Source organism: Nocardia sp. JCM 34519.1 (assembly GCF_020361265.1).
Classification (GTDB): domain Bacteria; phylum Actinomycetota; class Actinomycetes; order Mycobacteriales; family Mycobacteriaceae; genus Nocardia; species Nocardia arthritidis_A.
Window position 1 is genome coordinate 344,741 of the sequence record NZ_JAIRBR010000002.1, and the last position, 25,908, is coordinate 370,648.

Sequence of the window (25,908 nt, forward strand, 5' to 3'; positions counted from 1 at the left end):
CCCGTGATTCGCAGGATTGCGACGGGTGGCCAGGGAATCACCAGGGCGCCCGGGGGCTACGGTGAGGTGTGCGAATCGAGACGAGCGCGGGACCCGCGGAGATCGAGCTCGACAAACCGCGGAAACCCGCCTTCCTACTGGTGCTCACCCACGGCTCCGGCGGTGGCGTCGATGCGAAAGACCTACTCGCGGTGCGGGATTCGGCGCTGGAACTCGGCGGCGCCGTCGCGCGGGTCGTGCAGCCCTACCGCGTGGCCGGGCGGCGCGCGCCCGGATCGGCCGTCAAACAGGACGAGGCATGGCTGGAGATCATCGCCGACCTGCGCAATCGAGTGAAGCGGGCGCCGCTGATCCAGGGCGGGCGCAGCAATGGCGCCCGGGTCGCCTGCCGGACCGCGGTGGACGTGGCGGCGCGCGGGGTCATCGCGCTGTCGTTTCCGCTGCACCCACCCGGTAAGCCGGAGAAGACGCGGCGTGAAGAACTGCTCGCGCCGGGGAAGATCGAGGTGGTGGTGATCAACGGCGCCAACGATCCGTTCGGCGTACCCGATGCCGACGATGCGGCCGAAGTGAAAGTCATTCCGGGACAACCACATTCGTTTCGCTCCGGTTTCGAGGAGATCGGCGCGACGGTTACGCCGTGGTTGCGGCGCTGGTTGGAGTGACCCGGGTATCGGACCCGGGTATGACGCGATGATTCGTTGTCTCACACCAGGGTTCGATGCTCGAATGCATCGGCCGCTCCTACGGTCTGCGCATGCGTGTACTCCACTCCCGCGCGGCGGAACTCAGCGGCGTCGCTCGACGGCTGCTGCTGGTGATCGGCTGTGCGATGGTCGTCCTTATCGGTCCGTTGGGCGCTGGTTCGGCGAATGCCCAACCGGTGCAGCAGGATACGCGAACGGAGGAGGTTGAATTCCAGAGTCACGGCACCACTCTGCACGGCACGGTCTACCTGCCGTCCGGTGCGGTGGGCAGGTTGCCCGGCGTCGTCCTGGTGCACGGAGCGGGTAAGGGGCCGCGCGCCCAATATGTTCCTGAGGCAGAGACTTTCGCGCGAGCCGGGATAGTGACCCTGGCGTTCGACAAGCGGACGGATGGATATTCGGTCACCCATCGTGACTACGCGCAGCTCGCCGATGACGCGCTCGCCGGAGTCGAACTACTGCGGACCCGCCCCGATGTCGACGCGTCGAAGGTCGGGCTCTGGGGATTGAGCGAGGGCGCTTGGGTATCGCCGATCGCGGCGGCGAAATCGCCGGATGTCGCCTTCGTCGTGACGATCGGCGGATCGGGGCAGCCGCCGCTGCGCCAGTCGACCTGGGCCGCCGACAATCTGCTACGCCACCACGGTGTTTCGGGGTCGCTACTGGACGCGGTCGCCGGGCCGGGCGGGCAATTCCTCGACAGTCTCGGCGTATTCCCCGAGGCCGACCACGATCCGGCGGCCGTATTGCGGCAGGTCCACCAGCCGGTGCTCGCGCTGTGGGGCGAGCGCGACACCCAGTCGCCACCCGCGGAGAGCGCGCGGATCTTTCAGCAGGCGCTCTCCGAAAACCCGCATGCCACATTACGTTTCGTACCCTTGGCGGCACACAACGGTCATCGCACCTCGGATGGTTTCGATCGGGTCGGCGGCGCGGTCGTCGGCGGCCGGACGCTCGGCGACCTCATGCCCGGCTACGCCGAGGTGATCACCGCATGGATCCACGAGGTCGCTGCGGGCAATCCGCCGTCATCGAGCCTGATCGGTCCGATGCCGCGGCAGGAGGCACTGAGCCGTCCGGTGAGCGACGGGTCCTGGTACGAAAGCGCGTTCGTGCGCATCGGCATGCTCGTCCCGGTGCTGATCGGGTTCCTCGGCTATCCGCTTACCGCTTGGATTGGATCGAAAAGCGATGCGACACAGTCGAAGTCGATTCGCCGATGGTCAGGATCGCTCGCCCTGCTCGGGATAGTCACGGTGGTGGGCACCGTCGGATATATGCTCTGGCTCTTCTCTTTCGGCGGCCCAACCGAGTCGGCCTTCTTCGCGGGCCAACCGCTGGTCTGGCTGCTTCTGCATATCCTCGCACCGCTGGTCCTGCTCGCGGCGATCGCAACCGGTTTCGTATGGTGGCGCACGCGCGCGGTGGTCGCCGGTGCGTTCCGTATTCGGATTGCCGTACTTCTTTGCACCGCGGCCATTTTCATTCCATGGGCACTGAGTTGGCGGGTGCTCCTGCCGTATTGAGTCAGGCAAACGGCCGGTTCGAAACCCTTACCGCTCCGGTCGGACAACCTCCGACGGCGTCATCGAGGTCCGGGTAAAACCGCTCGGGTATCGCGATGACGCCGCGGTTCCGGTCGCCGCCATAAATCACCTCGGCGTCATGGCCGAAGATTTCGGGTGCGGTCATCCGTCGGTTGCGCTTTCCGGATCCGGGAGGCGGGTGGCGACCACCAGTGCGTCGATGGCGTCGCGGCCCTCGGTGGCACGGTAGACGCGGTCGGCGACGCGGACCCGGATGCGCTCGGACAGCGGGGCGAGGTCGGCCTGGATATCGGCCGGGGTGAAGAGGACGGACGGGTCCTGCGGGCCGCCGAAACCCTCGGTGAGATTTATGGAATCGTGGCCGAGGACCAGCAGCGTGCCCTCGGGGGAGAGGACGTTCGCCGCGGCGCGGACGACGCCGCGGCGCTGGTCGGGCGGCAGGTGGAGGAAGACCATCAGCACCAGCTCATATGGTCCGGTGATGCCGGCCGCGGCGAAATCGGTGACATCCGCGCACTGCCACTGCACCCGGCTGCGCACCGAACGCGACAGCCGGGTCGCGATGGTGCGGCCCTTGTCGACGCCGACCTGCGAGTAGTCGACGGCGTGCACCTGCCAGCCGTGCGTTGCCAGCCAGAGGCTGTTGCGGCCCTCGCCGCACGCGAGATCCAGCGCACGCGGCAGCTCCGGCGGTTCGCCGCCCGGCGTATCCGGCTGCAGCGGGATACGCCGGTCCAGCCCGTACACCTGCTCCACCACCGTGCTGTTCGGCGGTGCGCCCCAGACCAATTCGGTCTGGGTGTATCGCGCATCCCAATCGGCCGCATCCATGCGTTCGAGTGTATTGACCGTGCTTCAGGCCACGTAAGGTCGCTCGGCCTTCGCGTCGCGCAGCGCGAGCGCCCACCAATCGAGCTGGTCCAGCAGCTTTTCGGCGGCGGCCTCGGCCGCGGCGGGGTCGCGGAGCCCGCCGCGCTCGTCGAATTGTTGCCAGGCGCCGTGGAAGCTCACCGTGTCGCGAATCGTGACGGCGTGCAGCTCGGCGAAGACCAGCCGCAGATGTTCCACCGCGCGCAGCCCGCCGGAGAGTCCGCCATAGGAGACGAAGGCGACCGGCTTGGCGTGGAATTGCGGTCCGTGCCAGTCGATGGCGTTCTTCAACGCGGCGGGGTAGCTGTGGTTGTACTCCGGTGTCACCACCACGAACGCATCCGCGGCGGCGAGGCGCGGGGTCAACTCGCCCAGCGCCGACGCCACTTCGGCGGGCGGCGACGCCGACGGCCCGGCGGAGCCGAGTGTCACCTCGGCGAGATCGATGATGTCGAGCTCCGAATCTCCGTGTCGTTTCGCCTGATTCGCGAACCAGGCCGCGACGGTCGGGCCGAAACGTCCTTCGCGGACGCTGCCGATGACGATGGCCAGTCGCATATCACCGCTCCGTTTCGGAACGGTCCAGCGGGGACACTCCGACGGGAGTGTTCTGCGCCGCGGTCAACCACCAGCGACCACCGCGCTCGGCGAGCACGTACAGCGCCATTTCCGAAAAGCCCGCGGATTCCATTGCCTGCCTGCGGATCTGGGTGACCACCACACCGGGCGATGGGGAGAATGCCGCGACGACTTCGAACCGCGATGGTGGTGCCACCTTCGCCTCGGTCAGCCGGTGGTGGATGGCGTTGAGTTCGTCCCAGCCGCGGACGCTGGCCCCGAATGGGCTGCCCCACAACACATCCGCCGCGAATTCGGCATCGTAATCATCGGCGCCGCCCGCGCCCTGCAGCGCGGCGGCGAAGCCGTTCGCCACCTCGTTCGCCAGCTCGCGGCGTGTTGGATCGTCGAAGACCGGTCGATTGGTCATTGGCTAACTCCTTTTCGGGTACAACGTACTCAAATAGACGATAGCAATTCAGGTACGATGTACGCAAACGAAGGGAGATTCATGCTCGGCCAGTCGCAGGAGACGATCTGGATGCGCCCCGAACAGCCCGAACGCTCGGGCCCGGGGCGCAGACCCGGCTACAGCCGGGCCCGGATCACCGCGGCGGCCATCGCCGTCGCCGATCAGGATGGCCTCGATGCCGTGACGATGCGCCGCGTCGCCGCCGAACTCGGTGCGGGCGCGATGTCGCTGTACCGGTACGTCACCGGTCGCGATGACCTGTTCGACCTGATGATCGACGCGGTGCTCGGCGAGATCGACCTGCCGCCCGCGCCCAGCGGTGACTGGCGGGCCGACCTGACCCTTGTCGCCGAACGCTCGCGGGCCGTCGGATTGCGGCATCCGTGGCAGCTCGCGCTGGCCAACCGGCGACCGACGCTCGGCCCGAATTCGCTTCGCGTACAGGAATTCCTGTGGTCCGCGCTCGACGGCTTCGGGCTCGATATCGATGAGATCGCCAGCCTCGCCGGGATGCTCGGCGACTATGTGCACAGCGCGGTCCACCGGGAGATCGGTTGGCTGGACGAGGCGCGCCGGACCGGTATGGATATCGCACAGTGGATGAGCGGTTACGTCGGACCGTATGTCGCCAAGATCCTCGCCGAGGGCCGGTATCCGATGTTCAACCGTTCCATCATGGAGGCCCAGGTCCCGCATCTGCCCCCGGAAGATCGCTTCCATTACGGCCTCGCCCACGTACTCAACGGCATTGCCGCCAGCCTCCCCAGGCAATACGACGACGGTTCGAAGTAGCGCATTTCCTTACGCCGTGGCTTGCGGCAGCCAGTGCACTGGCGTCACCGCGCGAATGTGCAGCAGAATGTCGAACGCACCGGTCAGGGAGTCGACCCGCATCCGTGCCGCGGCGTCCTCGGCCGGGTCGTATACCCCGCTGATCACCCGCAGCTGGGCGGGCCCGTCGAGTAGATGACGCACGGATTGCGCTGCGGCAGTGTGCAAGTCGACATAGTGGGCGGGCAGGTCGACCTCGCCGAGCAGTGCGTCCACCAGATCGGCCGACGGTGTCGGCGCGACGGCCAGTCCGAGATCGCCGTGGTGGAAGCCGATGGCGACCGATGCGTACCGGTCCCCGAAATGTTCCCGCAGATAGCTGCCGATGGATCCCTGTGCGAGCGCGGAGGTATGCGCAATGCCATCCCAATAACCGATTTTCGCACCGGTGCGCTGCTGCCACTCGATAACCCTTGCGGCGGAAGGCTGTTCATCCCTGGCGAAGCTGCCGGTGCCCGCCACGCTCTGCTCGTGGAAGGCGACAATGAACCGCATGTGATGCAGCGCGACATCGTGTTCCGGTGTCATCGGCAATCCGTCCAGTAGGGCGAGTGCGTCACGGGCGTCCTCGGCGAATGGCCGCCCCGGATGAATTCCTCGGTGCCGCTGGACATGTTCGGGTATGCGATGGGCGGTTCTGATCGGGTTGAGGTGAATCGCCATGTCTCCCAGCAGCTCTGGCGCCGCGTGCCGGATGTAGTCGAACACCGCGTCATAGTCCGAGCTATTGGCATGTGCTGGCTCGACGCCGAAGACGTGCACCGGATCGTCCGGATGTCCCTGGTTGAAGTCCCGGATCCAGGAGAGTGTCGCGATCATTTCCGCGGTGCGGTTCGGCTGCCAGGCGTCGGCGAGCGCGGATTCGGGATCGCCGACGCCATCCCGCACGTACCGGTCGAGACGGGCGCCGGACCGCGCGTCGTCCTGGATGGCCAGCGCCCGATATCCATGCTCCCGCACCAGGTCTCGGAAGATGCGGTCACGCACCCCGAAGGTCTGTTCGGCGAATCTGGTGGATTCGCCGAGACCTGCCACCGTCGCGGCGCCGAGCCGGTCGGTTAGGCGACGCAGGTCCGGCCCGGAGTGGCCGGGCGCCGTCGATACGACGGGGTAGGTGTTGGTGCGTAGCCACGTGCGCAATTGCGCTGCGGCGCTGGTTGTTTCGTTGGGGGCGGGCACAGGGCTCGGGGTCATGGTTCCTCCGCGGTCGATCGCTCGACCCCAAGCCTGCGGGCTGAACCAATGTTGAGGTCAAGCCTCTACAGCGGCGTGCGCATCAGCACCACGTTGTACTGGCTGTGCACCGTCGTGAGGAAGTACAGGTCGCGTCCGGTTTGGTAGGGGAAGATCGAGGGTGCGTACGCGGTGGGGAGTTCCCTGGTGTCGATCAGCACCTCGGGGTCGGTCCACGGGCCGGTCGGGCTGGGGGCGCGCCGCATGACCACCGAATTCCACGGGTCGGTGGTGAGCGAAATGTATTGGCCCAGATACGAGTTGTACATCACCGACAGCTCGCCGACGCCGAACATGATGGGCGCCGCCGCATTCACATCACCCTTGCGCGACCACTTGTCGCCGGTCCAGTATTCGTATTCGCCGATGTTCTGGATATCGTTCTCCGGCACCCGCGCGACATATGCGGCATTGTTGCGCCCGGATCTGGTGCCGTATTCGTAGACGAACCCGCCGTCCTTCAGGAAGGCGTTCATCTGGAAGTTGGCATTGCCCCCGTCGTTCGGCCGCCGGGTGAAGGCGAGATCGGCCCAGGTTTCCCCGTTGTCGGCCGATGCGGCGAGCCCCGAGTAATTCGTGGTCCACTGGCCGACTTCATCCCAACTCCGCACCGACATAAGGCTCATGTACTGCACGCCATTGACCGAAATGCCCGCTGTCGGAATGCGACTGATCTCCAGAAACGGAATTTTCGGACTCGGAATCAGATCGCGGGCCTGCCCGAATACGTCACGTACCACGCTGTCGAAGTAGATGCCGTTGGCCGGATCGTGGGTGTGGCTGCGCACGAGAATATTGCTGCGCCAGGCCCAGGTGCTGCCCGCGAGCAGATTCGGCAAACCAAGGCCCGCGCTGTCGCCGAATGCGGTGAGCATTTCGCCGCCGCCGTTATCCCACATGATGCCCAGATCGGTGCCGAGCACGTTGTACGACTGGGTGTTGTTGGGGCTGGCCATGCCGGTCACCTGGAACACCGCCCGGGTCCGGCCGACCAGATTCGGCAGCCCGGTGGTGCCGTTGAGCACCGGAATCGGGTTGATGGCGTTCGGGTTCGCGGTGGCTGGGGCGGTGACGGCCAGGAGCACGGCCGAGGCGCCCGCGATCGCGGACAGCAGGATGGATGCGGTCTTGGTCAAAGTCTTTCGGCCCTCCCGTTTCTCGACGAAGGGGCGCTACACAGACCATCCGCAGTGTGTCCCGCACGACCTTCGAACTGGCTGGCAAATCGACGGAAATGCTAACAGCAGGGCCGGGGGATTTCTGGCCTTGTGTTCCGAAAGTTCACAAATACGTTGCTATTGGGCGGATTTGCCGCCCGCGATCGCCCGGCGCACGATCAACGGCAATTGGGTCGCGCGCTCGATCGCGAAAGTGCGGCGCGGCGAGGCATGCCAGGACCGGTCGAAAAGCCGTTTCGCGCCGGCGACCGCCCCCGGTGCGCGGGTCGCGATCCGTTCGGCGAGTTTCTCCGCGGCGGCCACCGGATCGGCCGTCACCTCGGTGATGAGCCCGATTTCGGCGGCGTATGCGGCGTCGAAGGTATCGGCGGTCATGGTGAGCAACAGCGCCCTGTCGAATCCGATGAGCCGGGACAATGACGCCGCGCCGGTCATATCCGGCACCAGGCCGTGTTTTGCCTCCATGACCGAAAATTCCGAATCCGGAGTGGCGTATCGAATATCGGCGGCCAGCGCGATCTGAAGTCCGCCGCCGTAGCAGCGGCCGTGCACCGCGGCGATCACCGGAACGTCGAGCCTGCGCCAGGCCCAGCAGGCCTCCTGGAAAACATTGGTGCCGCGCCACGGCAGCGGAATGAAGCCGCGCACGATGGACAGCGGGTCGCCGCTGGCCTTGGCGATATCGAGTCCGCTGCTGAAGCTCGGGCCGTTGCCGCTGATGATCACCGCCCTGATGTCCTTGCGGGCGCCGATGCCGCGCGCGGTCTCGGCGAGTCCGCGCAGCATCTCGATGGTCAGACCGTTGTGTTTATCGGGTCGGTCGAGGGTGACGTATGCGCGGTTGCCGTCGACGCGCAGTGCGATGTTGGAGCCCATCTCCGGATATTACCCGTGAGTCAGTTCTCGGTTCCATGGCTATTGCCCGGTTCGCCGGGGTCTGCTCTAATCGGTGACAAGTTACCGTCAATTCTGACGGTAAAGGGATTGGAGAAGCCCATGCTGCCAGCGGGAATGGATCCCCGGACGCCGGTGCTGGTCGGGGTCGGCCAGGTGGTGCATCGCTCGGGTGAGCCGGGACTGCCCGGCCCCGTCGAACTCGCCGCCGAATCGCTGCGCCGGGCGGGTGCGGACAGCGCGACCGGCGACCGCCTGCTGCGCGCGGCCGACGTTGTCGCCGGGATAGCCCCGGTGAGCTGGCCGTACACCGATCTCGCCGCCCTGGTCGCCGCCGAACTCGGCGCATCGCCCAAGCGGACGCTGCAGTCGGTGCGCTTCGGCGGCGACGCGCCGCAGCGGATGGTGAACACCATCGCGCAGGCCATCGCCGACGGCCGCTGTGAGATCGCGCTGCTCGCGGGTGCCGAGGCGGTCGCGTCCTGGAATACCGCGACCCGCGCAGGCACGCCGACGGGTTGGCCCGAGCAGCCGGAGAGCGCCGTACCGGACGAGGTCGTCGGCACGGATCGGGCGCCGAATTCGGAGATGGAGACCGCGGCCGGGCTGTGGGGGCCGGTGTACTTCTACGCGCTCATGGAATCGGCGCTGCGCGGCAAGCTCGCCATGAGCATCACGGCGCATCGGGAAAGGATAGGCGGGCTGTGGTCCCGGCTCTCGGCCGTCGCGGCCCGGAACCCGTACGCCTGGCAACCCGTCGAACGTTCGGTCGCCGATCTGGTGACGCCGAGCGCGGCCAATCGGATGGTGTCGACGCCGTATCCGAAACTGCTGGTCGCGAACCTATCGGTGGATCTGGGCGCGGGGCTGATCCTGTGCAGCGCGGCCGCGGCCGATGCGGCGGGCGTGCCGCGCGAGCGGTGGGTCTTTCCGCACGGCGGCGCGACGGCCACCGACGAGTGGTTCGTCTCGGAGCGCGCGGATATGGCCGCGTCACCCGCCATCGCGGCGGCCGGGCGGGCCGCGCTCGGGGCGGCGGGTATCGGCATCGATGACGTCGCGCATCTCGACCTCTATTCGTGTTTTCCGGTCGCCGTTCAGGTGGCGGCCGAGGCGCTCGGGCTGCCGATCGACGATCCGGCGCGGCCGCTCTCGGTCACCGGCGGGCTCACCTTCGCGGGCGGGCCCGGCAACAACTACACCACCCACTCGATCGCGACGCTGGCCGGATTGCTGCGCGAGGAACCCGAATCCTACGGTTTGGCAACGGCACTCGGCTGGTACATCACCAAACACGGTGTCGGCGTGTACTCGTCGCGGCCGCCGACCCGGATATTCCATGCGATTGAAGCGGACGTGCCTGCCGCGCACCGTGATTCGGCATTCGGATATACCGGTCCGGTGACCGTCGAGGCGTACACCGTCGCCTATCGCAAGGGGCCCGCGCCGGAACACGCCGACGAGCCCGAGGCCGTCGTCGTCAGTGGGCTCACCCCGGCGGGCGCCCGCATACTGGTTCGAGCGTCCGACGCCGAGACGGTCTCGGCCTTCGTCGACGGCGACCCGATCGGCGCCGCCGCCGAGGTGACCGCGGCCGACAGGTTGACCTTGTGATCCGCCGCCGCACGCTGTCGGCGAAGGCGGAGGTGCGCTTACCGTCATCCCGGCGCTCGCCGGAATGACAAGGGATAGTCGAGAGGATTTCCGATGTCCGAAGATCTGGTGCTGGTGCAGCGCCGCGACGCGATCACCGTGCTGACCGTCAACCGCCCCGAGGTGCGCAATGCGGTGAACCTGGCCACCGCGCAGGCCATCGAACGCGCCGTCGACGAATTCGAGGCCGATGCCGCCGCCCGCGTGCTCGTGTTCACCGGCGCGGGTGGAACCTTCAGCGCCGGATTGGATCTCGTCGCCGCATCGAAAGGTGAGATGGCGCTGACGGAAAGGCGCGGACCGCTCGGCATCACCGCGAAACCGCCCGCCAAACCGATGATTTCGGCGGTGGAGGGGTTCGCCCTCGCGGGCGGTTTCGAAATGGCGCTCGCCGGCGACCTGATCGTCGCGGCGAATAACGCGCAGTTCGGCATCCCCGAGGTCAAGCGCGGGCTGGTCGCCGTCGGCGGTGGCGTGCTCCGGCTGACCCAGCGGTTGCCGCGCAGTACGGCGGCCGAACTGGCATTGACCGGTGGACGGATCGGGGCCGAACGGCTCTACCAGCTCGGGTTGGTCAACCGGCTCACCGAACCCGGTGCAGCGCTGGCGGGTGCGCTGGAATTGGCGACGCAGATCGCCGCCGCCGCACCGCTCGCGGTGGCCGCGAGCAAGCGGATCATCGACGAATCCCCGGATTGGTCGGTGGCCGAGGCTTTCGCCAAACAGGGCGAAATCGCGCTGCCCGCACTATTTTCCAAGGACGCCGCGGAGGGTGCGCTCGCGTTCGCGCAGAAGCGTGAGCCCAAATGGCAGGGTGAATAGCCGATGACCGAACGCGTCCGGGAGACGCAACGGCAGCGCAGCGACCGCATGCGCGCGCGGCTCCTGGACGCGGCGGTCACCAGCCTGGTCGAGGTCGGCTACGCGGGGACAACGACTTTGGCGGTGCAGCAGCGCGCCGGTGTGCCGCGCGGCACCATGCAGCATCACTTCCCGACGAAGGCGGATCTGCTCACCGGAACCGTCGAATATCTGGCCGCGCGCCGATCCGCCCAGCTGACAGCGGAATTCGCCGCCGCAGGGCCGGATGCCGACGGCATAGACCGCGCGGTGGAATTGACCTCCCGGCTGTTCACCGGGCCGACATTCCTTGCCGCGCTGGAGATCTGGGTCGGCGCACGGAGCGATCCGGAGCTGCTGCGGGCCTTCCTCCCGCTCGAACAGCGGCTGTTCGTGCTGATGCACGAGAGCATCCGCGATATCTTCCGCGCGGAATTCCCGGACGACCCGCGCATTCCGACCATCACCGAATTCACCATCGAGATCATGACCGGACTGGCGATGCGCGGCCTGCTCACCGGCAACCTCGACCGCACTCGAATCCTGCGGCGGCGCTGGGCGAATGCGGTGCGGATCCTCTTGGGCACGGCACCGGCGGCAACGCTCACCGATCCGGGCGCTCAGCCGAGCTGATCCAGAATCACCTTCGCGCAGGCGTCGGGATCGTCATAGAACGGCGTGTGACCGCTGCCGTGCAGGGTGATGTGTCCGGCCCCGGGCAGCAGCACCTTCGCGCGGCGGCTCTGGGTGGCGTAGGTGAGCAGGATGTCCCGGTTCCCCCACGCGATGGTGACGGGAATGCCTGTGGGGCCGCCGTTTTCGAGTTCCGCGTCCGCGAACGAGGCGAGCGCCTCCGCGAAGCCGGGTGCGTCGGCCGCGCCGTACGCGGTGTCCAGGGCGATCTGCGGTGTCACGGCCCACGGTTTCCCGAAAACCAAGCCCAGGAAAGCCGTTCGTCCCGCGGGGTTGCCGAGGATGGCGGGCAGCGCCGGACGCAACCGCCGCGCCAGCAGCACCGACTTACCCAGCGACTGCTGGCACCAGACCCGACCGGCCTTGTCCCAGCAGCCGATCGGGGAGAACGCGGTCACCGAACGGGCCAGGCCGCGCGCCCCGAGGTTCAGCGCGATCAACCCGCCCATCGAATTACCAGCCAGGTGCGGGCGCTCGATGCCCTGTGCCACAAGGAAATCCGCGACCGCATCGGTCAGCGTCCGCACGGTGGTGCGCGCGAGCGGTGTGGAACCGCCGAAGCCGGGCAGGTCGATCGCGATCAGGTCGAAGGATTCGGCCAGCGTCTCGAAGAGCGGTTCCCAGACCTGCCACCGGCTGCCGATTCCGTGCACCAGCACGAGCGGTTCGCCCGCGCCCGCGCGGTAGTGGTTCAACATGGTCATTGCGATCCCAACCTCTGTTGCCGAATGGCTCCGACCTTAACAGCAGTCAGCTGACATCAGATGTTGTATACCCGCGATGACGTCGTATTTCCCACACTGGCGAAGCCGCGCCGAACCGGTACGATAAATGGTATGGCAACGCGTAAGGTCACCCTTTCGCTGGACGCGGCCGCGTGGTCATTCGCCGAACAGGCCGCGGCCCGCGCGGGTATGTCGCCGTCGGCGTGGATATCGAAGGCGGCGCGCCGCGAGGCGGTGCGCACCGGGGTCGGGCCGGTGCCCGAGGTGGCCGCGCTGGCCGCGGCGGATGAGGCGGAATTGACCACCGCCGAAGAGGAGCTGCGTGCGCAGGGGTGAAATCTGGACCTATCACCCGCACGGTTCGGCTCGCCGGCGCACCATCGTGCTCATCAGCAGCGACGGCATCAACGTATCACCCCGCCCGTGGCTGATCGCGGCCGAGGTGGTCGATGCGGATCCGCAGGACATTCTCGCGGTCTCCGTCGACCGGTACGGCTGGCTGCACGCGGGCAATATCGGCCGTATCTATCGCGGTTGGCTGGCCGAGCGGATCGATGCGGTCGACCCGGAAACGCTGGACCGGCTCGATACCGCGCTGCGTGCCGCGATGGATCTCTGACCGTCTGGTGCCTGATCCGCGGCATGCGGCATGATCGTGTGCGCCACCGCGTTCGACAGCGGTGACCCGTCGATCAGAAAAAGGGGAGTCAGGTGCGGATCGTCCTGTTCACCGCGGCGCTCGTCGCCCTGCCCGTGCTCACCGCATGTGGCAGCGACAAAGCCGCCGCCACCCCACCCAAGGTGACCGCGGCCGATCTGTCCAAGGCACTGCGCGACAAGGGCGTGCGGGATCAGGGATTCACCGATTGCGCCGCGAAAATTTATGTGGACGAGGGTATTTCGCAGGACGGGCTGCGCGCGATGATCGGCAACGAATACGACAAGAAGGCCGCGGATCCGAATACGCTCGGCATGAGCAAAGAGGATGCGGACAAGGCGCGTGCCGCGAACGACAAGATATTCAAGCAGTGCAGCCAGGCCGGATGAGCGAGCTCGCTCAAATGGCAACGGCCAGTTCGATCTTCGCCTCCGAACCGGCGATCAGATCCTCGGCGGTGCGCACCGATTTCTTCACCGGCAGGATATAGGTCGCCCGGCCCTTGTCCGGGAAAAGTGAAGTAGACCAACGGCTTTCGCCGATCGTGACATCGACGCGCACCGAACCCCAGCCGCCGGCCAGATGTGCGTAGCGCTCCTCGATCTCATCGGCGATCTCCTCGGGTAGCGATACGAAATGCCACGACCCGCTCGGGTGTTCCCACACCCGCGCGGTGAACGAATACTGTGATCCAGCCACGGGACGACTCTAACGGTCACCACCGACATCATTGCCGATCGCTATTTACGATCGGGCTGCGCGCAACCCGTGAGCGGCCCGCCGACCTGCGTCATCGTGGGGCGATGACATCCATCGAGGCGAAATCCAGCACCGATCCCGCCGCGCGAGCGACGGGCCGGGAGGCGATAGCGGGGCGCGGCAAATCGGATACCGAGCTCGATGCGATCTTCGGCCCGATCTTCGATCGCATCGCCGAGGGCGCGGTCGAGCGCGAAATCGATCGAACCCTGCCGTACGAACAGGTCGGCTGGCTGCGCGAGGCGAAATTCGGGGCGTTGCGGGTGCCGGTCGAATACGGCGGATACGGTGCGACCGTCCGTCAGCTGTTCCGGCAGTTGATCGAGCTGGCCGCGGCCGAATCCAATCTGCCGCAGGCGCTGCGGGTGCACTTCTCCTTCGTGGAGGATCAGCTGCTGGCCGAGCCGGGACCGCCGCGGGAACACTGGTTGCGTGCGGTCGCGGCGGGCACGCTGGTCGGAAACGCGATCACCGAACCCGGCGTCGGCGCGGTCGACCGGTATCACACCCGATTGACCAGGGACGGCGATCATTGGCTGCTGAACGGCGTGAAGTACTACAGCACCGGCTCGCTGTACGCCGATTACATCCTGGCCGCGGCCGACCGTGACGGCGAGCGGGTGGGCGTGCTGGTGGACGCGCGGGCCGACGGCGTCCGGCAGCACGACGATTGGGATGGTTTCGGTCAGCGGCTGACGGCAAGCGGCACAACGGAATTCACCGATGTCGCGGTGCCGGACGAGCGGATTCTCGGGCCGGGTTACGGCGTGGCCGGACCCACCTACGCCACCTCCTACCTGCAGTTGGTGCAGTTGGCGGTGCTGGCCGGCATCGCGCAGCGGGCCGAACGCGATGCGCGGGAGTGGGTTGCGGCGCGCACCCGCAGCTATACCCACGCCGCGGCCGACCTGCCGCGCCAGGACCCGTTGGTGCAGCAGGTGATCGGCCGCCTCTCGGCCGCCGCATTCGCCGCCCGCGCGGCCGTGCTGGCCGTCGCCGACGTGCTCGACGGGGTGCTCGCCGATGGCGCGCGCGACGAAAAGGCTTTGGTCGCCGCCGAACTCGCCGCAGCGCAGGCCCAACTCGCGGTGATCGATCAGGTGTTGCCCGCCACCACGCTGCTGTTCGAAGTCGGTGGCGCATCGGTGGTTTCGGAGCGCCTGCGGCTGGATCGGCACTGGCGCAACGCCCGCACCATCTCGGTGCACAATCCCGCCATTCAGAAGGCGCGGGCGATCGGCGATCATCTGCTCAACGGCGCGGAGCTGCCGTTCGCCTGGAGTGCGGGCGAACGCCGGGCGGAGGCCACGCGATGACCCGCCGAATTCGCTTCAACGCCTTCGATATGAACTGCGTCGCGCACCAATCGCCGGGGCTGTGGCGCCATCCCGACGACCAATCGCATCGGTACAAGGAGCTGAGCTACTGGACCGAGCTGGCGAAGCTGCTGGAACGCGGGCGATTCGACGGCATCTTCATCGCCGACGTGCTCGGTACCTACGACGTGTACGGCGGCAACGATATCGCGGCCCTGCGGCAGGGCGCGCAGATTCCGGTGGCCGATCCGCTGCTGCTGGTTTCGGCGATGGCCGCGGCGACCGAACATCTCGGCTTCGGCATCACCACCGGCACCGGATTCGAACATCCCTATCCGTTCGCCCGCAGGCTGTCCACCCTCGACCACCTCACCGGCGGTCGGATCGGCTGGAATGTCGTCACCGGCTATCTGCCCTCGGCGGCACGGAATTTCGGCGCGGACGATCAACTCGACCACGATGAGCGGTACAACCAGGCCGACGAATATCTCGAGGTGCTGTACAAGCTGTGGGAGGGCTCGTGGGCCGACGACGCGGTGATTCGCGATGCGGCACAGGGCATTTACGTCGATCCGGCGAAGGTGCACCACATCGGGCATCGCGGCGCGCACTACACGGTGCCCGGCATTCACCTGTCCGAACCGTCGCCGCAGCGGACACCGGTGATCTATCAGGCGGGCGCGTCGCCGCGCGGGGTCCGGTTCGCCGCCGAGAACGCCGAGGCGATATTCGTCGCGGGACCTTCGAAACGAATACTGGCGCAGACTGTTTCGCGGATCAGAGCGGCACTGGTGGCGGCGGGCCGAGACCGCGACGCCGCGCGTATCTACGCGCTCGCCACCATCATCACCGATACCACCGACGAGGCGGCGCGGCGCAAACACGAGGAGTACCTGTCCTACGCCAGCGTGGAGGGCGGGCTGGTGTTCATGTCCGGCTGGATGGGCATCGACCTGTCCCGCTACGACCTCGACGATCCGATCGGACAGGTGCAGAGCAACGCGATCCAGTCGGCCGTCGCGGCCTTCCAGGAATTCGACGACGACGGCCGGGAGTGGACGGTCCGGGATATCGGCCGCTGGGCCGGAATCGGCGGTATGGGACCGGTTTTCGTCGGATCCGGCGCGACGGTGGCGGACCTGCTGCAGGAGTGGGTCGCCGAAACCGATCTCGACGGGTTCAACCTGGCCTATGCGATCACACCCGGGACGTTCGAGGACGTGGTCCGGCACGTGGTGCCCGTACTCACCGAAAGAGGTGTGTACCCAACGGAATACGTGCCGGGGACGCTGCGCAACGCGCTGTTCGGCGCGGGCGACCGGCTACCGGGCGAGCATCGCGGCGCGCGGTATCGCCTGGGCGGTCCGCTGTCGACGGTGCTGCCGGATTCGGTTTCCCGGCCGGGCGCCGCCGCTGCCGAGATTTCCTGAGCGCGGGGCTCCGGTGGGAGCCCCGCATTCTCGATCAGAGCGAGTCGACGAATATTCCGGCGATTGTTTCGATGCCGTCGCGATCGGTGGCGTCGAAGCGATCCGGTTTCGGGCTGTCGATATCGAATACGCCGATCAATTCCCCATCGTGTATCAGCGGAACAACGATTTCCGACCGCGAATCCGCATCGCAGGCGATATGTCCGGGAAAGGCGTACACATCGGGCACCAGCTGAGTTTCCCGCGACTGTGCCGCCGTGCCGCATACACCCTTGCCGAGCGGAATGCGGACGCAGGCCGGTTTGCCCTGGAACGGTCCGACGACGAGTTCGCGGCCGTCATAGAAATAGAATCCGACCCAATTCAGTTCGGGCAGCGCGTGATAGACGAGCGCGGCGAGGTTGGCGGCGTTGGCGATGCGGTCGGCCTCGCCCGCCACCAGCGCCCGCGCCTGGTCGGCGAGCTGCTGATACTGCTCTGCCCGTGATCCGCTCAGATCGGCGACGGTGAACGACATGGGCCGAATGGTACGCCACCGGAAATCCCTGTCTGCCCATCGATTCTCCGTGATCGCAACACTGCGGAACGCGTGGCGCCGTCCGGAGAATTCATTCATGACATCGCAGAATTCCTCCCATTCCACTCGTAGGGCAGCGGTAATCGGCGCCGGACAAACCGGTGTCACCGCGGCGCTCGGTTTACTCGGCGCGGGTTTCGACGTCACGTTGTACAGCGATCGCGATCAGCGCGCATTGCGCGACGACGTGCCCGCGACCGGTACCGCGCTCGAATTCGGCGAGGCCCAACAGGCCGAGGCCGCGCTCGGATTGGACAGCTATACCGCACGGGCGCCCCGCCATACCGGTCTGAGCGTGCGCATCGCCGGACCCGATGGCGCCGAATTGATCCAATTCGACGGGAATTTCGACGGTTATGTCGGCGTCGCCGTCGACACCCGATTGAAGGCCGATGAACGGCTCACCGCATTCCTGGAGCGGGGCGGGCGCTTCGTGGTCGCGGCGGTGACTCCGGAAGCGCTCGATCCGATCGCGGCCGAGAATGATCTCACCCTGGTGGCGACCGGTCGCGGCGGACTGTCCGAACTTTTCCCCATCGATCCGGCGCGCACGCCGTATGTCGCGCCGCAGCGCTCGCTGCTGACCCTAACGGTCACCGGAATCGGCCATGACGCAAGTGTTTTCGCGCATCGCAGTCCGGCGGGCGGTGCGCACAGCGGCTTTTCTATCCTGGCCGAGCAGGGCGAGGGCTGGTGGGGGCCGTACCTGCACAAGGATGCCGGGCCGAGCTGGGCCTTCCTCGGCTGGGCGAAACCGGGCAGTGAATGGGAAAGCCGGTTCGCGGCAGCGGATTCGGCGGATTCGGCGCATCGGATCGTGCGAGACCTGTACCGCGACTTCATCGAATGGGATCTGCCCGAGGTGCTGGCGACCCGGGTGATCGCGGACGATCCGCATTCCTGGCTGAAGGGTGCGGTGCGTCCGGTCGTGCGCGCAGGCGTCGGCCGCACCGCGGGTGGGCACGCTGTCGCCGCGCTGGGGGACACCGCCATCGCATACGACCCGATCGCGGGCCAGGGCGCGCAGAGCGGCCTGATCCAGGCGCAGCGCCTGGTCGCCGCGGCCGCGGTGCACGATGGGCCGTTCGACGAGGACTGGTTGACCAAGCAGTACACGGCGTTCCTCGCCGCCCGCGGCGATGCCGCGAACAAGGTGACTCGGCTGTTCCTGGGTGATCCGGAACTCGCCGATATCGGTAACGATCTCTTCGCCGCTGCCGCCGTCGACCCGGACTTCGCCGCAGCGCTCGTCGGCCTGCTGCACCGCCCGCAGCCGTTCCTCGGCGTCGAATCCGTCAGGGACGCACACGATTTCATCACCCGGGTCACCGGAACCGATGCGGCGCAACTGCTCGCGCGGTTCACGCCCGCCGGCGCCTTCGCGCGATCGACCTTCTCGAACCAACTCGCCAACGCCTGAAACCCGTGGCCGACCGATCCGATCGCACAGATTCAAACCCTCGTGCCGATCGAACCGGGGTGCTGGAGTGGAACCAGCGTCGGCCCCCGACCCTACGGAGCAACATTCATGAGTACGGAGCAGATCGCCGAGCAGATCCGGTTCGCCTACTGGGTGCCCAATGTCAGCGGGGGGCTGGTCACCAGTGATATCGAACAGCGCACCGGCTGGGATTTCGAATACAACCGGAAACTCGCACGCACCGCGGAGAACAACGGGTTCGACTACGCGCTGTCCCAGGTCCGCTACACCGCCTCCTACGGTGCCGAATACCAGCACGAGTCGACCTCGTTCAGCCTGGCGCTGCTCGGTGCGACCGAGCGGTTGAAGGTGATCGCGGCCGTGCATCCCGGGCTGTGGCATCCTGCGGTGCTCGCCAAATTCGGCGCCACCGCCGACCATCTGTCCAATGGCCGTTTCGCCATCAACGTCGTATCCGGTTGGTTCGCGGGCGAATTCCGGGCGCTGGGCGAACCGTGGCTGGAACACGACGAAAGATACCGCCGCAGCGCCGAATTCCTCGAGGTGATCCGCAAGATCTGGACCGAGGACGCCGTCGATTACGGCGGCGATTTCTACCGCATCCGGGATTTCACACTGAAGCCCAAGCCGCTCAACACCCCGGAACGTCCGAATCCCGAACTGTTCCAAGGGGGTAACTCCACCGCGGCGCGACGTAACGGTGGCCGCTTCGCCGACTGGTACTTCTCCAACGGCAAGGATTTCGACGGCGTCACCGAACAATTGGACGAGCTGCGCGCTATCGCGCGGGCACACGATCGCGCGGTGAAGTTCGGGCTCAACGGGTTCATCATCGCCCGCGATACCGAGAAGGAAGCGCACGATACGCTCCGGGAGATCATCGAGAAGGCGAATAAGCCCGCGGTGGAGGGCTTCCGGGACGCGGTCCAGCAGGCGGGCGCGTCCACCGCGGACCGGAAAGGTATGTGGGCCGATTCCACCTTCGAGGATCTGGTGCAGTACAACGACGGCTTCCGCACCAAGCTGATCGGCACGCCGGAGCAGGTGGCCGAACGCATCGTCGCCTACCGGCGGCTCGGCGTCGATCTCATCCTGGCCGGATTCCTGCACTTCCAGGAGGAGATCGAGTACTTCGGCGCGAAAGTTCTTCCGCTGGTTCGAGAATTGGAGGCCGCGGAGCAACCGGTCGCGGCGGTGGGCTGATGACCGCGGTCGCCGCCGGGATAAGGTCTGCGGCGCAGGCCATTTCGGTGGCCGGGGAACTCGCGGCCGACTTCGCGTCGGGGGCGGCCGTGCGGGACCGGGATCGCGCACTGCCGTACGCGGAGGTGGACCGGCTCGCGGCGAGCGGACTGCTCGCCGCGACCGTGCCCGCCGCGTACGGCGGTGCCGATCTGCCACCGAGCGTGGTGGCAGAGGTGGTGCGGATCCTCGCCGCCGCCGATCCGAATATCGCCCAAATACCGCACAGTCACTTCGTTTATCTGAATCTGCTGCGGCTGGCCGGATCCGACGAGCAGCGCAGGCTCTATTTCGGCCAGGTGCTGCGGGGCGGCCGGATAGCCAACGCACAATCGGAGCGTGGCGGTGCGACGGTCGCCGATATCTCGACGACCCTGCGACCTGCCGGCGCGCGTTTCCGGATCGACGGCACCAAATTCTATTGCACCGGTTCGCTTTTCGCCGATGTACTGGCGGTGCTGACCCGACTCGACGATCCCGGGGACACCAGCGGGCTCGCGGCGGGCGAGTACATCGCATACCTGCCCGCCGACACGCCCGGTGTGCGAATCATCGACGACTGGAACGGAATCGGCCAGCGCACGACCGGCAGCGGCACGGTCCACCTCGACGGCGTATTGGTCGACCGCGACCAATTGATCGCCCGTGCGGGCGCGGTCGGCGCACCGACCGGATACGGTTCTTTCGCGCAACTGTTGCACGCCGCCATAGACGCGGGCATCGCCCGCGGGGCGCTCACCACCGCAACGGAGTTCGTTCGCACCACGACTCGCCCGTGGTTCGAGTCGGGTGTCGCTCGCGCGATCGATGACCCACTGCTGATCCAGCGCTTCGGTGAACTGTCGGTCGCCGTCACGGCGGCCGAGGCGACACTGGTCGCGGCGGGCTCCGCGGTCGACGCCGCAACCGTCGGTGTGTCGACCCGGCCCGGCGGCGAACTGTTCGGCGCCGCGGGACCTTCGGCCGCAACGTTCGACGGTGTATCGGCGAGCCCGGATGGCGGCGACCTGGTCGCGCGAGCGTCCCTGGCGGTGGCCGCGGCCAAAGTCCTCGCCGATCGCGCGGCCAACGAGGTGTCCGCCGCCCTGTTCGAAGTAGGTGGAACACGCAGTGCCGCAGCCGATTTGAACCTGCATCACTTCTGGCGTAACGCCAGGACACACACCCTGCACGACCCGGTGCGCTGGAAATACCAGCACCTGGGCCGGGCGCTGCTGCACGATGCCGCGCCGCCCTGGCACGGGGTCATCTGAGCGAGTGAAGAGGATACGAAAGTGGCAGTGACCGTAGTCGTCGGCAATCCGAAACCGGCCTCCCGCACGCTGACCGCGGCGACGTTGGTGGCCAAGGGATTGCGGCCGGATATCGAACCCACCGTGTTCGACCTGGTCTCGTTCGGGCCCGCGTTGCTCGGCTGGGGCGATCCGGCCGTCGCCGAAGCAGTGCGCACGGTACGCGATTCGCGGCTGGTGGTGTTCGCGAGCCCGACCTTCAAGGCCACCTACACCGGGCTGCTGAAGCTGTTTCTCGAACAGTTCGACGGCGGAACCGGATTGGCGGATGTGGTGGCCGTCCCGGTGATGCTCGGCGCCGGTCCCGCACATGCGCTCGCGCCCGATCTGCTGCTCAAACCGGTGCTCACCGAACTCGGCGCGACCAGTGCACTGCCCGGGCTCTACCTGTCGGACAGCACATTCCAGGAAGACGGTGCGATCGAACGCTATACCGACCGGTGGCGGCCGGTGGTATCGGCGCTTGTCGCGGGTGTCGAGGTGACGAATCATGCATGAGTCCTTCGAATTTCCGGCCGACGGTGCCGGGCTGCGCAGGGCCTTCGCCAACTTCCCGAGCGGCGTCGTCGCGGTCTGTGCCGAAATCGACGGCACGCCACACGGTTTGGCGGTGAGCACCTTCGTCCCGGTTTCGCTCGACCCGCCGCTGGTCTCGTTCTGCGTGCAGAACAACTCCTCGACCTGGCCGAAGCTCACCGGCGCGACGCATCTGGGGCTGAGCCTGCTCGGCACCGATCAACAGGACGCGGCCCGCGCCCTCGGCACCCGCACCGGCGACCGCTTCGCCGGGGTGCAACTCCATCACGGCACCGGCGACGCGATCTTCATCGAGGGTGCGTCGGCCTGGATCGAGGGTGTGCCGGAGGCGCAGGTGCCCGCGGGCGACCACACCGTGGTGATCCTGCGGATCCATCGGCTCGCGACCAGGGGCGATGTGGATCCGCTGGTATTCCACGGCAGTCGATTTCGCCGACTGCACGCCGTGGAGACCCGTAGCGTCGCCAGCTGAGGGTCCGGCGCGACCGCGACATCCGGCCCGGTCGCCGGGATTTCGCAGCGCGGGTCTATTCGGTCGCGGCTGCCGAGGTTGAACCTGCCGCGGATTGGCATGCGGGCGTTCGTCAATCCGTCGGCCGGGGTATTTCTGATCCAGTGACCATGAGCCAACCCTGATGCGGAAATGAGCAGACAGGCTGATTTCCGCCGACGAACAATAGCTAGACTGTTTTCGCAGGCTATTCGGGAGAGGTGAGGTCGTGGGTTACGGCATGGTTTTGGGCGATGACGGTGCACGCGCTTCGACGCGGAATCCGTCCCCGCGCTGACTTCGACCCGATAGTCGCCGATTCCGCTTCGAAGTGCTCTTCGTGCCCTGTGCGTTTGCCTACGAGGAGTACTCCCGATGTCCACGATTCGATGGACCGAAGAACATACCGATCGATCAGCCCGTCGACATTCCGAAAGTGGTGCGCCGCAACCAATTCGGATTGTCGTGGTGGATGACCGCATCAAGGCGGACACCGCATACGAACTGGCCGCCGATGGCGCGACCCTGCTGTGGCGCGGCGATTTCCACAACGGCAGGCAACTGCTGAGCGCGCTGCGCCGCCGCGTCGACCGCAGATCGAAACAGCGGGCCGGCGGCGCCTTCCAACAGCATCGCCGGCTACGCGGCGACCGCGCGCGAATCCTCGGACGCCTGGTCGTACTCCTCGACGAGGATTACGCGCTGGAACTGCGCCGGGCCCCCGATGTGCGGCAGGCATGCCGGGAGGCGTACGGCCCGCCATCGGGACGCCGAACCGTCTCGCTCACCGAGCTTTTGGGCGTGCTCGGGGCGCATCAGTGGCGGATGAGAGGTGTCGAGGTGCCGGCGCTCGGTGCGCGCATCCATCCGCACTACGGCGTATTCTCGCCGGTCCGTGGCGAATACGTCGAACTGGTCGCGCGGGCGCCGCTGCCGGAAGCGTCGGATGGATTGCCGCGCACCGCATTCGATCTCGGTACCGGAACAGGTGTGCTGGCGGCGGTGCTGGCGCGGCGGGGTTTCGATCGAATCATCGCTACCGACAACAGCTCTCGCGCCTTGGCCTGCGCCCGCGACAATATCGACCGGCTCGGCTTGGCTGACCGCGTCGAAATCACCGGTCCCACACTGTATCCCGAAGGACGTGCGCATCTCGTGGTGTGCAATCCGCCCTGGCTGCCCGAGCGGCCGACCTCGATACTCGAGCGGGGCGTCTACGACGAGAACGGGGAAATGCTCGACGGTTTCCTCGCCGGTTTGACCGATCATCTCGCGGCGGGCGGGGAAGGCTGGCTCATCCTCTCCGACCTCGCCGAGCACCTCGGCCTGCGCGCGCCCGGCGAACTGCCGGACCGAATCGCCGCCGCCGGTCTGCGGGTGGTCGACCGGCTGGAAATCCGCCCGCGGCATCGGCGGCCGCGCAACGCGGCCGACCCGCTGCACCGGGCCAGGATCGCCGAGATCACCTCGCTGTGGCGGCTGAGGCCCGGGTGACTACGGTTTACGGCAGATGCCGCCCAATATCACCAGACCGGTTCTGGGCGGACCGTCGTCCAGCCATTTCTGGATGGGTACCAAACCGGGGCCGAGGAATTCGAAGCCGTCGAAGAAGCCGTGCACCTCGTCCCTGGAGCGGTACACGCTCTGGGCGGTGCTGCCCGCAGTATCCGACAGCGACTGCAGCATGAAACTCCGGTCGGATTCGTCGGAGCCGTGGGTGAAGGCGAGGTAGCTGCCGGGTGCGAGTTCGGTGCGCAGCCGGGCGATGATCGCGGGCGGCTGCGCCTTGTCGACGACGAAGTGCAGCACGCCGACCAGCAGAATCGCCACCGGCCGGTCGAAATCGATCAGCGCCTCGGTCCGGAGTCGGTCGATGAGTTCGTCGGTGCGCCGGATATCGGCCAGCATCGGGATAACGCCGGGCACGCCCGAAAGCAGCGCGGTGCTGTGCATGTACACGACCGGGTCGTGGTCGACGGATGCCACCCGAGCCGATTCGTCGATCTTCTGGGCGATCTCGTGCACATTGGGCGAGACCGGGATGCCCGCGCCGAGGTCGACGAATTGCCGTATGCCCGCCTCGGCGGCAATGCGCACGGCTTGGACCAGGAAACGGCGACTCAACCGCGCGACTGTGCCGGTATCGGGGGCGACGTCCAACATCCGCTGGGCGACCAATTGGTCTACCTCGTAGTTGTCTTTTCCACCCAGGAGGTAGTTGTACACCCGTGCCGAATTGGGCTTTCGTGTCTCGACGCCCGTGGGCGCACCTCGACTATTCGACACCGTACCTCCTCGATATGACTTCGATCCTACAAGCCACCGGTCCGGCGCGATACGCGTCGCGCAATGCGGGAACGAAACCTTTTCAATGCCATCGGTATGACGTAAATATAAGTGGCGCAGCACTATTGGGTGATATCCGGAATATTGCTCGATGTCGCCCGGCGCATTTGCGTCCGCAGGTTCGGAAATAATTCGGTGCGATGCCTGACCAGTTGGTTATTCACAACATGTACGGTTTTGTCCGGTTCGCTCGGCGGAAACCGGTGCCGGACAACATATGTCACCGTGCCACGCGTCGCGGCCGGATTTCACCGCGAGCCCGGCGATGACGAGCGCGGCGACCGGATCGGCCCACGTCCAACCGAAAAGACCGTTCAAGGCCAGCCCGGCCAGCAGCACCGCCGAGAGATACGTGCACAACAGTGTCTGTTTCGAATCGGCGACGGCGGAGGCCGAACCGAGTTCGCGACCGGTCCGCCGCTGCCCGCACGACAGCGCGGGCATCACGACGAGGCTGACCGCGGCCAACCCGATTCCCACCGGCGCGTGTCGCGCGGCGTCGGCGCCGGACAGTGCGCGAATCGAATCCACGGTGACGTACGCCGCGAGCGCGAAGAACGAGCAGGCGATGATCAGGAGCGCGACCCGCTCCCGCGCCTGTGGATCGCGTCCGGCGAACTGCCAGGCGATGGCCGCGGCCGAGGACACCTCGATCACCGAATCCAAGCCGAACCCGATCAGCGCGGTCGACCCCGCCTGCGCACCCGCGGCCAGCGCGACGATCGCCTCCAGCGCGTTGTAGGAGATCGTGGCGGCGACGAACAGGCGAATCCGACGCTCCAGCACCGCTCGCCTGCGCATCTCGAGCATCAGCAGCACCCGTCGGCGTCGGCAGCCGGACAGCATGCCGGGTCGACCGCGAGCACCAGGCCGAGCAGATCGTGCAGTGCCCGTCCGATGCGGGCGTCCGCGAGCTCGTATCGACTGCGCCGCCCCTCGGGAACGGCCACCACCAATCCGCAACCGCGCAGGCACGCAAGATGATTCGACAGAATCTGGCGCGATACGCCGATCCGCTCGGCCAACTCCGACGGATAGCCCGGCCCCGATCGCAGGCTCAACAGGATCTGCGTGCGGGTCGGATCCGACAGCGCATGCCCGAATCGGGCCAGCGCATCCGAATGCCGCAGTGTCTCCATTCGGCAGATAGTACAGATTTATCTGTATTCAGAAAAGGATGAACTTCCTTCAGCATCGAATGGTGGTGACGCGCATCACGATTCAAGGCTGTCAGCCTCGGCCGTCGCGATGGCATCGTGCCGCGGGTGACGCCCACGGACGAGCCGACGTCCGTCGTGATCACCGGTCGCCTCGGTGCCCGCGTGAAGGAATTGATCTGCGCCGCAACGGCTTGGAGCATCATGCATCCGACGCTGATGGTGCCCAGCCGCCGTCGTCATCTGGTGCCGGAGCGGCGAGCAAACATGGCAATTATTCAGTGACGCAACGTGTTTCGATGCTGGAGAGCCGTGGCCGCGACGCCGGTCACGGCCCTCATCTGCCGGACGCTCCGAACATTTCCCGTCGACCATCCGCCACCGGTGGCAACTCGGCGCAGTATCGCCGCGAAATTCTTACCTGGCTTTGCCGTTCGCTTGCTCGGCCTTTGACTCGCGGTG

At 66.8% G+C, this 25,908-nt stretch carries 30 protein-coding genes; 18 read left to right on the plus strand and 12 right to left on the minus strand.

The genetic code is table 11. From position 1 onward, the window contains the following. Positions 1–68 precede the first annotated feature (68 nt). Together LGY53_RS07845 and LGY53_RS07850 are read left to right on the plus strand one after the other, a co-directional pair. Positions 69–665: an alpha/beta family hydrolase gene (locus LGY53_RS07845; RefSeq protein WP_225725952.1), complete on the plus strand. Its 597-nt coding sequence runs from the start codon at positions 69–71 to the stop codon at positions 663–665. A gap of 92 nt (positions 666–757) precedes the next feature. After that, entirely contained in the window at positions 758–2,233 is a 1,476-nt protein-coding gene (locus LGY53_RS07850; RefSeq protein ID WP_225725953.1) for a S9 family peptidase, read from the plus strand. Between the two features lie 162 nt (positions 2,234–2,395). On the opposite strand, the gene LGY53_RS07855 is transcribed toward LGY53_RS07850, so the two are convergent. Genes LGY53_RS07855 through LGY53_RS07865 form a run of 3 tightly spaced genes read right to left on the minus strand, consistent with a single transcriptional unit; the run spans position 2,396 to position 4,112 of the window. Beyond that, the gene (locus tag LGY53_RS07855; RefSeq protein WP_225725954.1) at positions 2,396–3,085 is read right to left on the minus strand and encodes a bifunctional 2-polyprenyl-6-hydroxyphenol methylase/3-demethylubiquinol 3-O-methyltransferase UbiG; all 690 of its coding nucleotides are present in this window, start codon (positions 3,083–3,085) and stop codon (positions 2,396–2,398) included. A 24-nt stretch (positions 3,086–3,109) separates the two neighbouring features. After that, complete coding sequence (locus LGY53_RS07860) at positions 3,110–3,682, minus strand: NADPH-dependent FMN reductase (protein ID WP_225725955.1); 573 nt, start codon at positions 3,680–3,682, stop codon at positions 3,110–3,112. Position 3,683: 1 nt separating this feature from the next. Next, positions 3,684–4,112 carry a DUF4440 domain-containing protein gene (locus tag LGY53_RS07865; RefSeq protein ID WP_225725956.1) on the minus strand — a complete coding sequence of 143 codons (429 nt, stop codon included), beginning with the start codon at positions 4,110–4,112 and terminating at the stop codon, positions 3,684–3,686. Between the two features lie 81 nt (positions 4,113–4,193). Here LGY53_RS07865 and LGY53_RS07870 point away from each other — a divergent pair, with 81 nt between their 5' ends. Beyond that, positions 4,194–4,946 carry a TetR/AcrR family transcriptional regulator gene (locus LGY53_RS07870; protein WP_225725957.1) on the plus strand — a complete coding sequence of 251 codons (753 nt, stop codon included), beginning with the start codon at positions 4,194–4,196 and terminating at the stop codon, positions 4,944–4,946. 9 nt (positions 4,947–4,955) lie between these two features. On the opposite strand, the gene LGY53_RS07875 is transcribed toward LGY53_RS07870, so the two are convergent. The 3 genes from LGY53_RS07875 to LGY53_RS07885 all read right to left on the minus strand — a co-directional run bounded on the left by LGY53_RS07875 (position 4,956) and on the right by LGY53_RS07885 (position 8,260). After that, positions 4,956–6,179: an erythromycin esterase family protein gene (locus tag LGY53_RS07875; protein WP_225725958.1), complete on the minus strand. Its 1,224-nt coding sequence runs from the start codon at positions 6,177–6,179 to the stop codon at positions 4,956–4,958. 65 nt (positions 6,180–6,244) lie between these two features. Next, positions 6,245–7,354, minus strand: coding sequence for a DUF4185 domain-containing protein (locus LGY53_RS07880; RefSeq protein ID WP_225725959.1), 1,110 nt, complete (start codon positions 7,352–7,354; stop codon positions 6,245–6,247). Positions 7,355–7,513: 159 nt separating this feature from the next. After that, the gene (locus tag LGY53_RS07885; RefSeq protein WP_308102841.1) at positions 7,514–8,260 is read right to left on the minus strand and encodes a crotonase/enoyl-CoA hydratase family protein; all 747 of its coding nucleotides are present in this window, start codon (positions 8,258–8,260) and stop codon (positions 7,514–7,516) included. Between the two features lie 132 nt (positions 8,261–8,392). On the opposite strand from LGY53_RS07885, the gene LGY53_RS07890 reads away from it, so the two are divergent. The 3 genes from LGY53_RS07890 to LGY53_RS07900 all read left to right on the plus strand — a co-directional run bounded on the left by LGY53_RS07890 (position 8,393) and on the right by LGY53_RS07900 (position 11,416). Then, positions 8,393–9,904 carry an acetyl-CoA acetyltransferase gene (locus LGY53_RS07890; protein WP_225725961.1) on the plus strand — a complete coding sequence of 504 codons (1,512 nt, stop codon included), beginning with the start codon at positions 8,393–8,395 and terminating at the stop codon, positions 9,902–9,904. Positions 9,905–9,997: 93 nt separating this feature from the next. Continuing rightward, positions 9,998–10,765 carry a crotonase/enoyl-CoA hydratase family protein gene (locus LGY53_RS07895; protein ID WP_225725962.1) on the plus strand — a complete coding sequence of 256 codons (768 nt, stop codon included), beginning with the start codon at positions 9,998–10,000 and terminating at the stop codon, positions 10,763–10,765. Between the two features lie 3 nt (positions 10,766–10,768). Continuing rightward, positions 10,769–11,416: a TetR/AcrR family transcriptional regulator gene (locus LGY53_RS07900; protein ID WP_225725963.1), complete on the plus strand. Its 648-nt coding sequence runs from the start codon at positions 10,769–10,771 to the stop codon at positions 11,414–11,416. On the opposite strand, the gene LGY53_RS07905 is transcribed toward LGY53_RS07900, so the two are convergent. Continuing rightward, the gene (locus tag LGY53_RS07905; protein ID WP_225725964.1) at positions 11,404–12,180 is read right to left on the minus strand and encodes an alpha/beta fold hydrolase; all 777 of its coding nucleotides are present in this window, start codon (positions 12,178–12,180) and stop codon (positions 11,404–11,406) included. The genes LGY53_RS07900 and LGY53_RS07905 overlap by 13 nt on opposite strands. A 132-nt stretch (positions 12,181–12,312) precedes the next feature. On the opposite strand from LGY53_RS07905, the gene LGY53_RS07910 reads away from it, so the two are divergent. From LGY53_RS07910 to LGY53_RS07920, 3 genes are all read left to right on the plus strand, one after another. Next, complete coding sequence (locus LGY53_RS07910; RefSeq protein WP_167478605.1) at positions 12,313–12,537, plus strand: hypothetical protein; 225 nt, start codon at positions 12,313–12,315, stop codon at positions 12,535–12,537. Next, complete coding sequence (locus tag LGY53_RS07915) at positions 12,524–12,820, plus strand: hypothetical protein (RefSeq protein WP_225725965.1); 297 nt, start codon at positions 12,524–12,526, stop codon at positions 12,818–12,820. The genes LGY53_RS07910 and LGY53_RS07915 overlap by 14 nt, the downstream gene beginning before the upstream one ends. A 92-nt stretch (positions 12,821–12,912) precedes the next feature. Beyond that, the gene (locus LGY53_RS07920; protein ID WP_225725966.1) at positions 12,913–13,248 is read left to right on the plus strand and encodes a hypothetical protein; all 336 of its coding nucleotides are present in this window, start codon (positions 12,913–12,915) and stop codon (positions 13,246–13,248) included. Positions 13,249–13,258: 10 nt separating this feature from the next. Here LGY53_RS07920 and LGY53_RS07925 read toward each other — a convergent pair whose 3' ends face one another. Then, positions 13,259–13,558 (minus strand): DUF1905 domain-containing protein, encoded by a 300-nt coding sequence (locus tag LGY53_RS07925; RefSeq protein ID WP_167478602.1) that lies wholly within the window; start codon positions 13,556–13,558, stop codon positions 13,259–13,261. A gap of 104 nt (positions 13,559–13,662) precedes the next feature. On the opposite strand from LGY53_RS07925, the gene LGY53_RS07930 reads away from it, so the two are divergent. Beyond that, on the plus strand, positions 13,663–14,934 hold the full coding sequence (locus LGY53_RS07930; protein WP_225725967.1) for an acyl-CoA dehydrogenase family protein: 1,272 nt from the start codon (positions 13,663–13,665) through the stop codon (positions 14,932–14,934). Next, positions 14,931–16,364, plus strand: coding sequence for an LLM class flavin-dependent oxidoreductase (locus LGY53_RS07935; RefSeq protein ID WP_225725968.1), 1,434 nt, complete (start codon positions 14,931–14,933; stop codon positions 16,362–16,364). The genes LGY53_RS07930 and LGY53_RS07935 overlap by 4 nt, the downstream gene beginning before the upstream one ends. Positions 16,365–16,398: 34 nt before the next feature. Here the strand turns inward: LGY53_RS07935 and LGY53_RS07940 are convergent, their stop codons facing one another. Further along, entirely contained in the window at positions 16,399–16,881 is a 483-nt protein-coding gene (locus LGY53_RS07940) for a GAF domain-containing protein (RefSeq protein ID WP_225725969.1), read from the minus strand. A 97-nt stretch (positions 16,882–16,978) separates the two neighbouring features. On the opposite strand from LGY53_RS07940, the gene LGY53_RS07945 reads away from it, so the two are divergent. From LGY53_RS07945 to LGY53_RS07970, 6 genes are all read left to right on the plus strand, one after another. Next, positions 16,979–18,361, plus strand: coding sequence for a styrene monooxygenase/indole monooxygenase family protein (locus tag LGY53_RS07945; protein ID WP_225725970.1), 1,383 nt, complete (start codon positions 16,979–16,981; stop codon positions 18,359–18,361). A gap of 108 nt (positions 18,362–18,469) precedes the next feature. Then, entirely contained in the window at positions 18,470–19,585 is a 1,116-nt protein-coding gene (sfnG, locus tag LGY53_RS07950) for a dimethylsulfone monooxygenase SfnG (protein ID WP_225725971.1), read from the plus strand. Further along, the gene (locus LGY53_RS07955; RefSeq protein WP_225725972.1) at positions 19,585–20,877 is read left to right on the plus strand and encodes an acyl-CoA dehydrogenase family protein; all 1,293 of its coding nucleotides are present in this window, start codon (positions 19,585–19,587) and stop codon (positions 20,875–20,877) included. The genes sfnG and LGY53_RS07955 overlap by 1 nt, the downstream gene beginning before the upstream one ends. A 21-nt stretch (positions 20,878–20,898) precedes the next feature. Beyond that, positions 20,899–21,414 carry an NADPH-dependent FMN reductase gene (locus LGY53_RS07960; protein ID WP_225725973.1) on the plus strand — a complete coding sequence of 172 codons (516 nt, stop codon included), beginning with the start codon at positions 20,899–20,901 and terminating at the stop codon, positions 21,412–21,414. After that, on the plus strand, positions 21,407–21,925 hold the full coding sequence (locus LGY53_RS07965) for a flavin reductase family protein (protein ID WP_225725974.1): 519 nt from the start codon (positions 21,407–21,409) through the stop codon (positions 21,923–21,925). Before LGY53_RS07960 ends, LGY53_RS07965 begins: the two co-directional genes overlap by 8 nt. Positions 21,926–22,318: 393 nt before the next feature. Further along, positions 22,319–23,437 carry a class I SAM-dependent methyltransferase gene (locus tag LGY53_RS07970; protein ID WP_225725975.1) on the plus strand — a complete coding sequence of 373 codons (1,119 nt, stop codon included), beginning with the start codon at positions 22,319–22,321 and terminating at the stop codon, positions 23,435–23,437. Here LGY53_RS07970 and LGY53_RS07975 read toward each other — a convergent pair whose 3' ends face one another. From LGY53_RS07975 to LGY53_RS07985, 3 genes are all read right to left on the minus strand, one after another. Beyond that, positions 23,438–24,229 carry an SAM-dependent methyltransferase gene (locus tag LGY53_RS07975; protein ID WP_225725976.1) on the minus strand — a complete coding sequence of 264 codons (792 nt, stop codon included), beginning with the start codon at positions 24,227–24,229 and terminating at the stop codon, positions 23,438–23,440. Positions 24,230–24,445: 216 nt separating this feature from the next. After that, positions 24,446–25,099 (minus strand): cation transporter, encoded by a 654-nt coding sequence (locus tag LGY53_RS07980; protein WP_225725977.1) that lies wholly within the window; start codon positions 25,097–25,099, stop codon positions 24,446–24,448. After that, positions 25,099–25,428, minus strand: coding sequence for a helix-turn-helix transcriptional regulator (locus LGY53_RS07985; RefSeq protein ID WP_225725978.1), 330 nt, complete (start codon positions 25,426–25,428; stop codon positions 25,099–25,101). Before LGY53_RS07985 ends, LGY53_RS07980 begins: the two co-directional genes overlap by 1 nt. 126 nt (positions 25,429–25,554) lie before the next feature. On the opposite strand from LGY53_RS07985, the gene LGY53_RS07990 reads away from it, so the two are divergent. Further along, entirely contained in the window at positions 25,555–25,731 is a 177-nt protein-coding gene (locus LGY53_RS07990) for a hypothetical protein (RefSeq protein WP_225725979.1), read from the plus strand. The last annotated feature ends 177 nt before the right edge of the window (positions 25,732–25,908 follow it).

Coding starts and splice junctions, on each gene's coding strand:
- LGY53_RS07850 (WP_225725953.1), top strand. CDS start 758: ATGCGTGTACTCCACTCCCGCGCGGCGGAACTCAGCGGCGTCGCTCGA.
- LGY53_RS07855 (WP_225725954.1), bottom strand. CDS start 3,085: ATGGATGCGGCCGATTGGGATGCGCGATACACCCAGACCGAATTGGTC.
- LGY53_RS07860 (WP_225725955.1), bottom strand. CDS start 3,682: ATGCGACTGGCCATCGTCATCGGCAGCGTCCGCGAAGGACGTTTCGGC.
- LGY53_RS07865 (WP_225725956.1), bottom strand. CDS start 4,112: ATGACCAATCGACCGGTCTTCGACGATCCAACACGCCGCGAGCTGGCG.
- LGY53_RS07870 (WP_225725957.1), top strand. CDS start 4,194: ATGCTCGGCCAGTCGCAGGAGACGATCTGGATGCGCCCCGAACAGCCC.
- LGY53_RS07875 (WP_225725958.1), bottom strand. CDS start 6,179: ATGACCCCGAGCCCTGTGCCCGCCCCCAACGAAACAACCAGCGCCGCA.
- LGY53_RS07890 (WP_225725961.1), top strand. CDS start 8,393: ATGCTGCCAGCGGGAATGGATCCCCGGACGCCGGTGCTGGTCGGGGTC.
- LGY53_RS07895 (WP_225725962.1), top strand. CDS start 9,998: ATGTCCGAAGATCTGGTGCTGGTGCAGCGCCGCGACGCGATCACCGTG.
- LGY53_RS07900 (WP_225725963.1), top strand. CDS start 10,769: ATGACCGAACGCGTCCGGGAGACGCAACGGCAGCGCAGCGACCGCATG.
- LGY53_RS07905 (WP_225725964.1), bottom strand. CDS start 12,180: ATGACCATGTTGAACCACTACCGCGCGGGCGCGGGCGAACCGCTCGTG.
- LGY53_RS07910 (WP_167478605.1), top strand. CDS start 12,313: ATGGCAACGCGTAAGGTCACCCTTTCGCTGGACGCGGCCGCGTGGTCA.
- LGY53_RS07930 (WP_225725967.1), top strand. CDS start 13,663: ATGACATCCATCGAGGCGAAATCCAGCACCGATCCCGCCGCGCGAGCG.
- LGY53_RS07935 (WP_225725968.1), top strand. CDS start 14,931: ATGACCCGCCGAATTCGCTTCAACGCCTTCGATATGAACTGCGTCGCG.
- LGY53_RS07940 (WP_225725969.1), bottom strand. CDS start 16,881: ATGTCGTTCACCGTCGCCGATCTGAGCGGATCACGGGCAGAGCAGTAT.
- LGY53_RS07945 (WP_225725970.1), top strand. CDS start 16,979: ATGACATCGCAGAATTCCTCCCATTCCACTCGTAGGGCAGCGGTAATC.
- sfnG (WP_225725971.1), top strand. CDS start 18,470: ATGAGTACGGAGCAGATCGCCGAGCAGATCCGGTTCGCCTACTGGGTG.
- LGY53_RS07955 (WP_225725972.1), top strand. CDS start 19,585: ATGACCGCGGTCGCCGCCGGGATAAGGTCTGCGGCGCAGGCCATTTCG.
- LGY53_RS07965 (WP_225725974.1), top strand. CDS start 21,407: ATGCATGAGTCCTTCGAATTTCCGGCCGACGGTGCCGGGCTGCGCAGG.
- LGY53_RS07970 (WP_225725975.1), top strand. CDS start 22,319: ATGTCCACGATTCGATGGACCGAAGAACATACCGATCGATCAGCCCGT.
- LGY53_RS07980 (WP_225725977.1), bottom strand. CDS start 25,099: ATGCTCGAGATGCGCAGGCGAGCGGTGCTGGAGCGTCGGATTCGCCTG.
- LGY53_RS07985 (WP_225725978.1), bottom strand. CDS start 25,428: ATGGAGACACTGCGGCATTCGGATGCGCTGGCCCGATTCGGGCATGCG.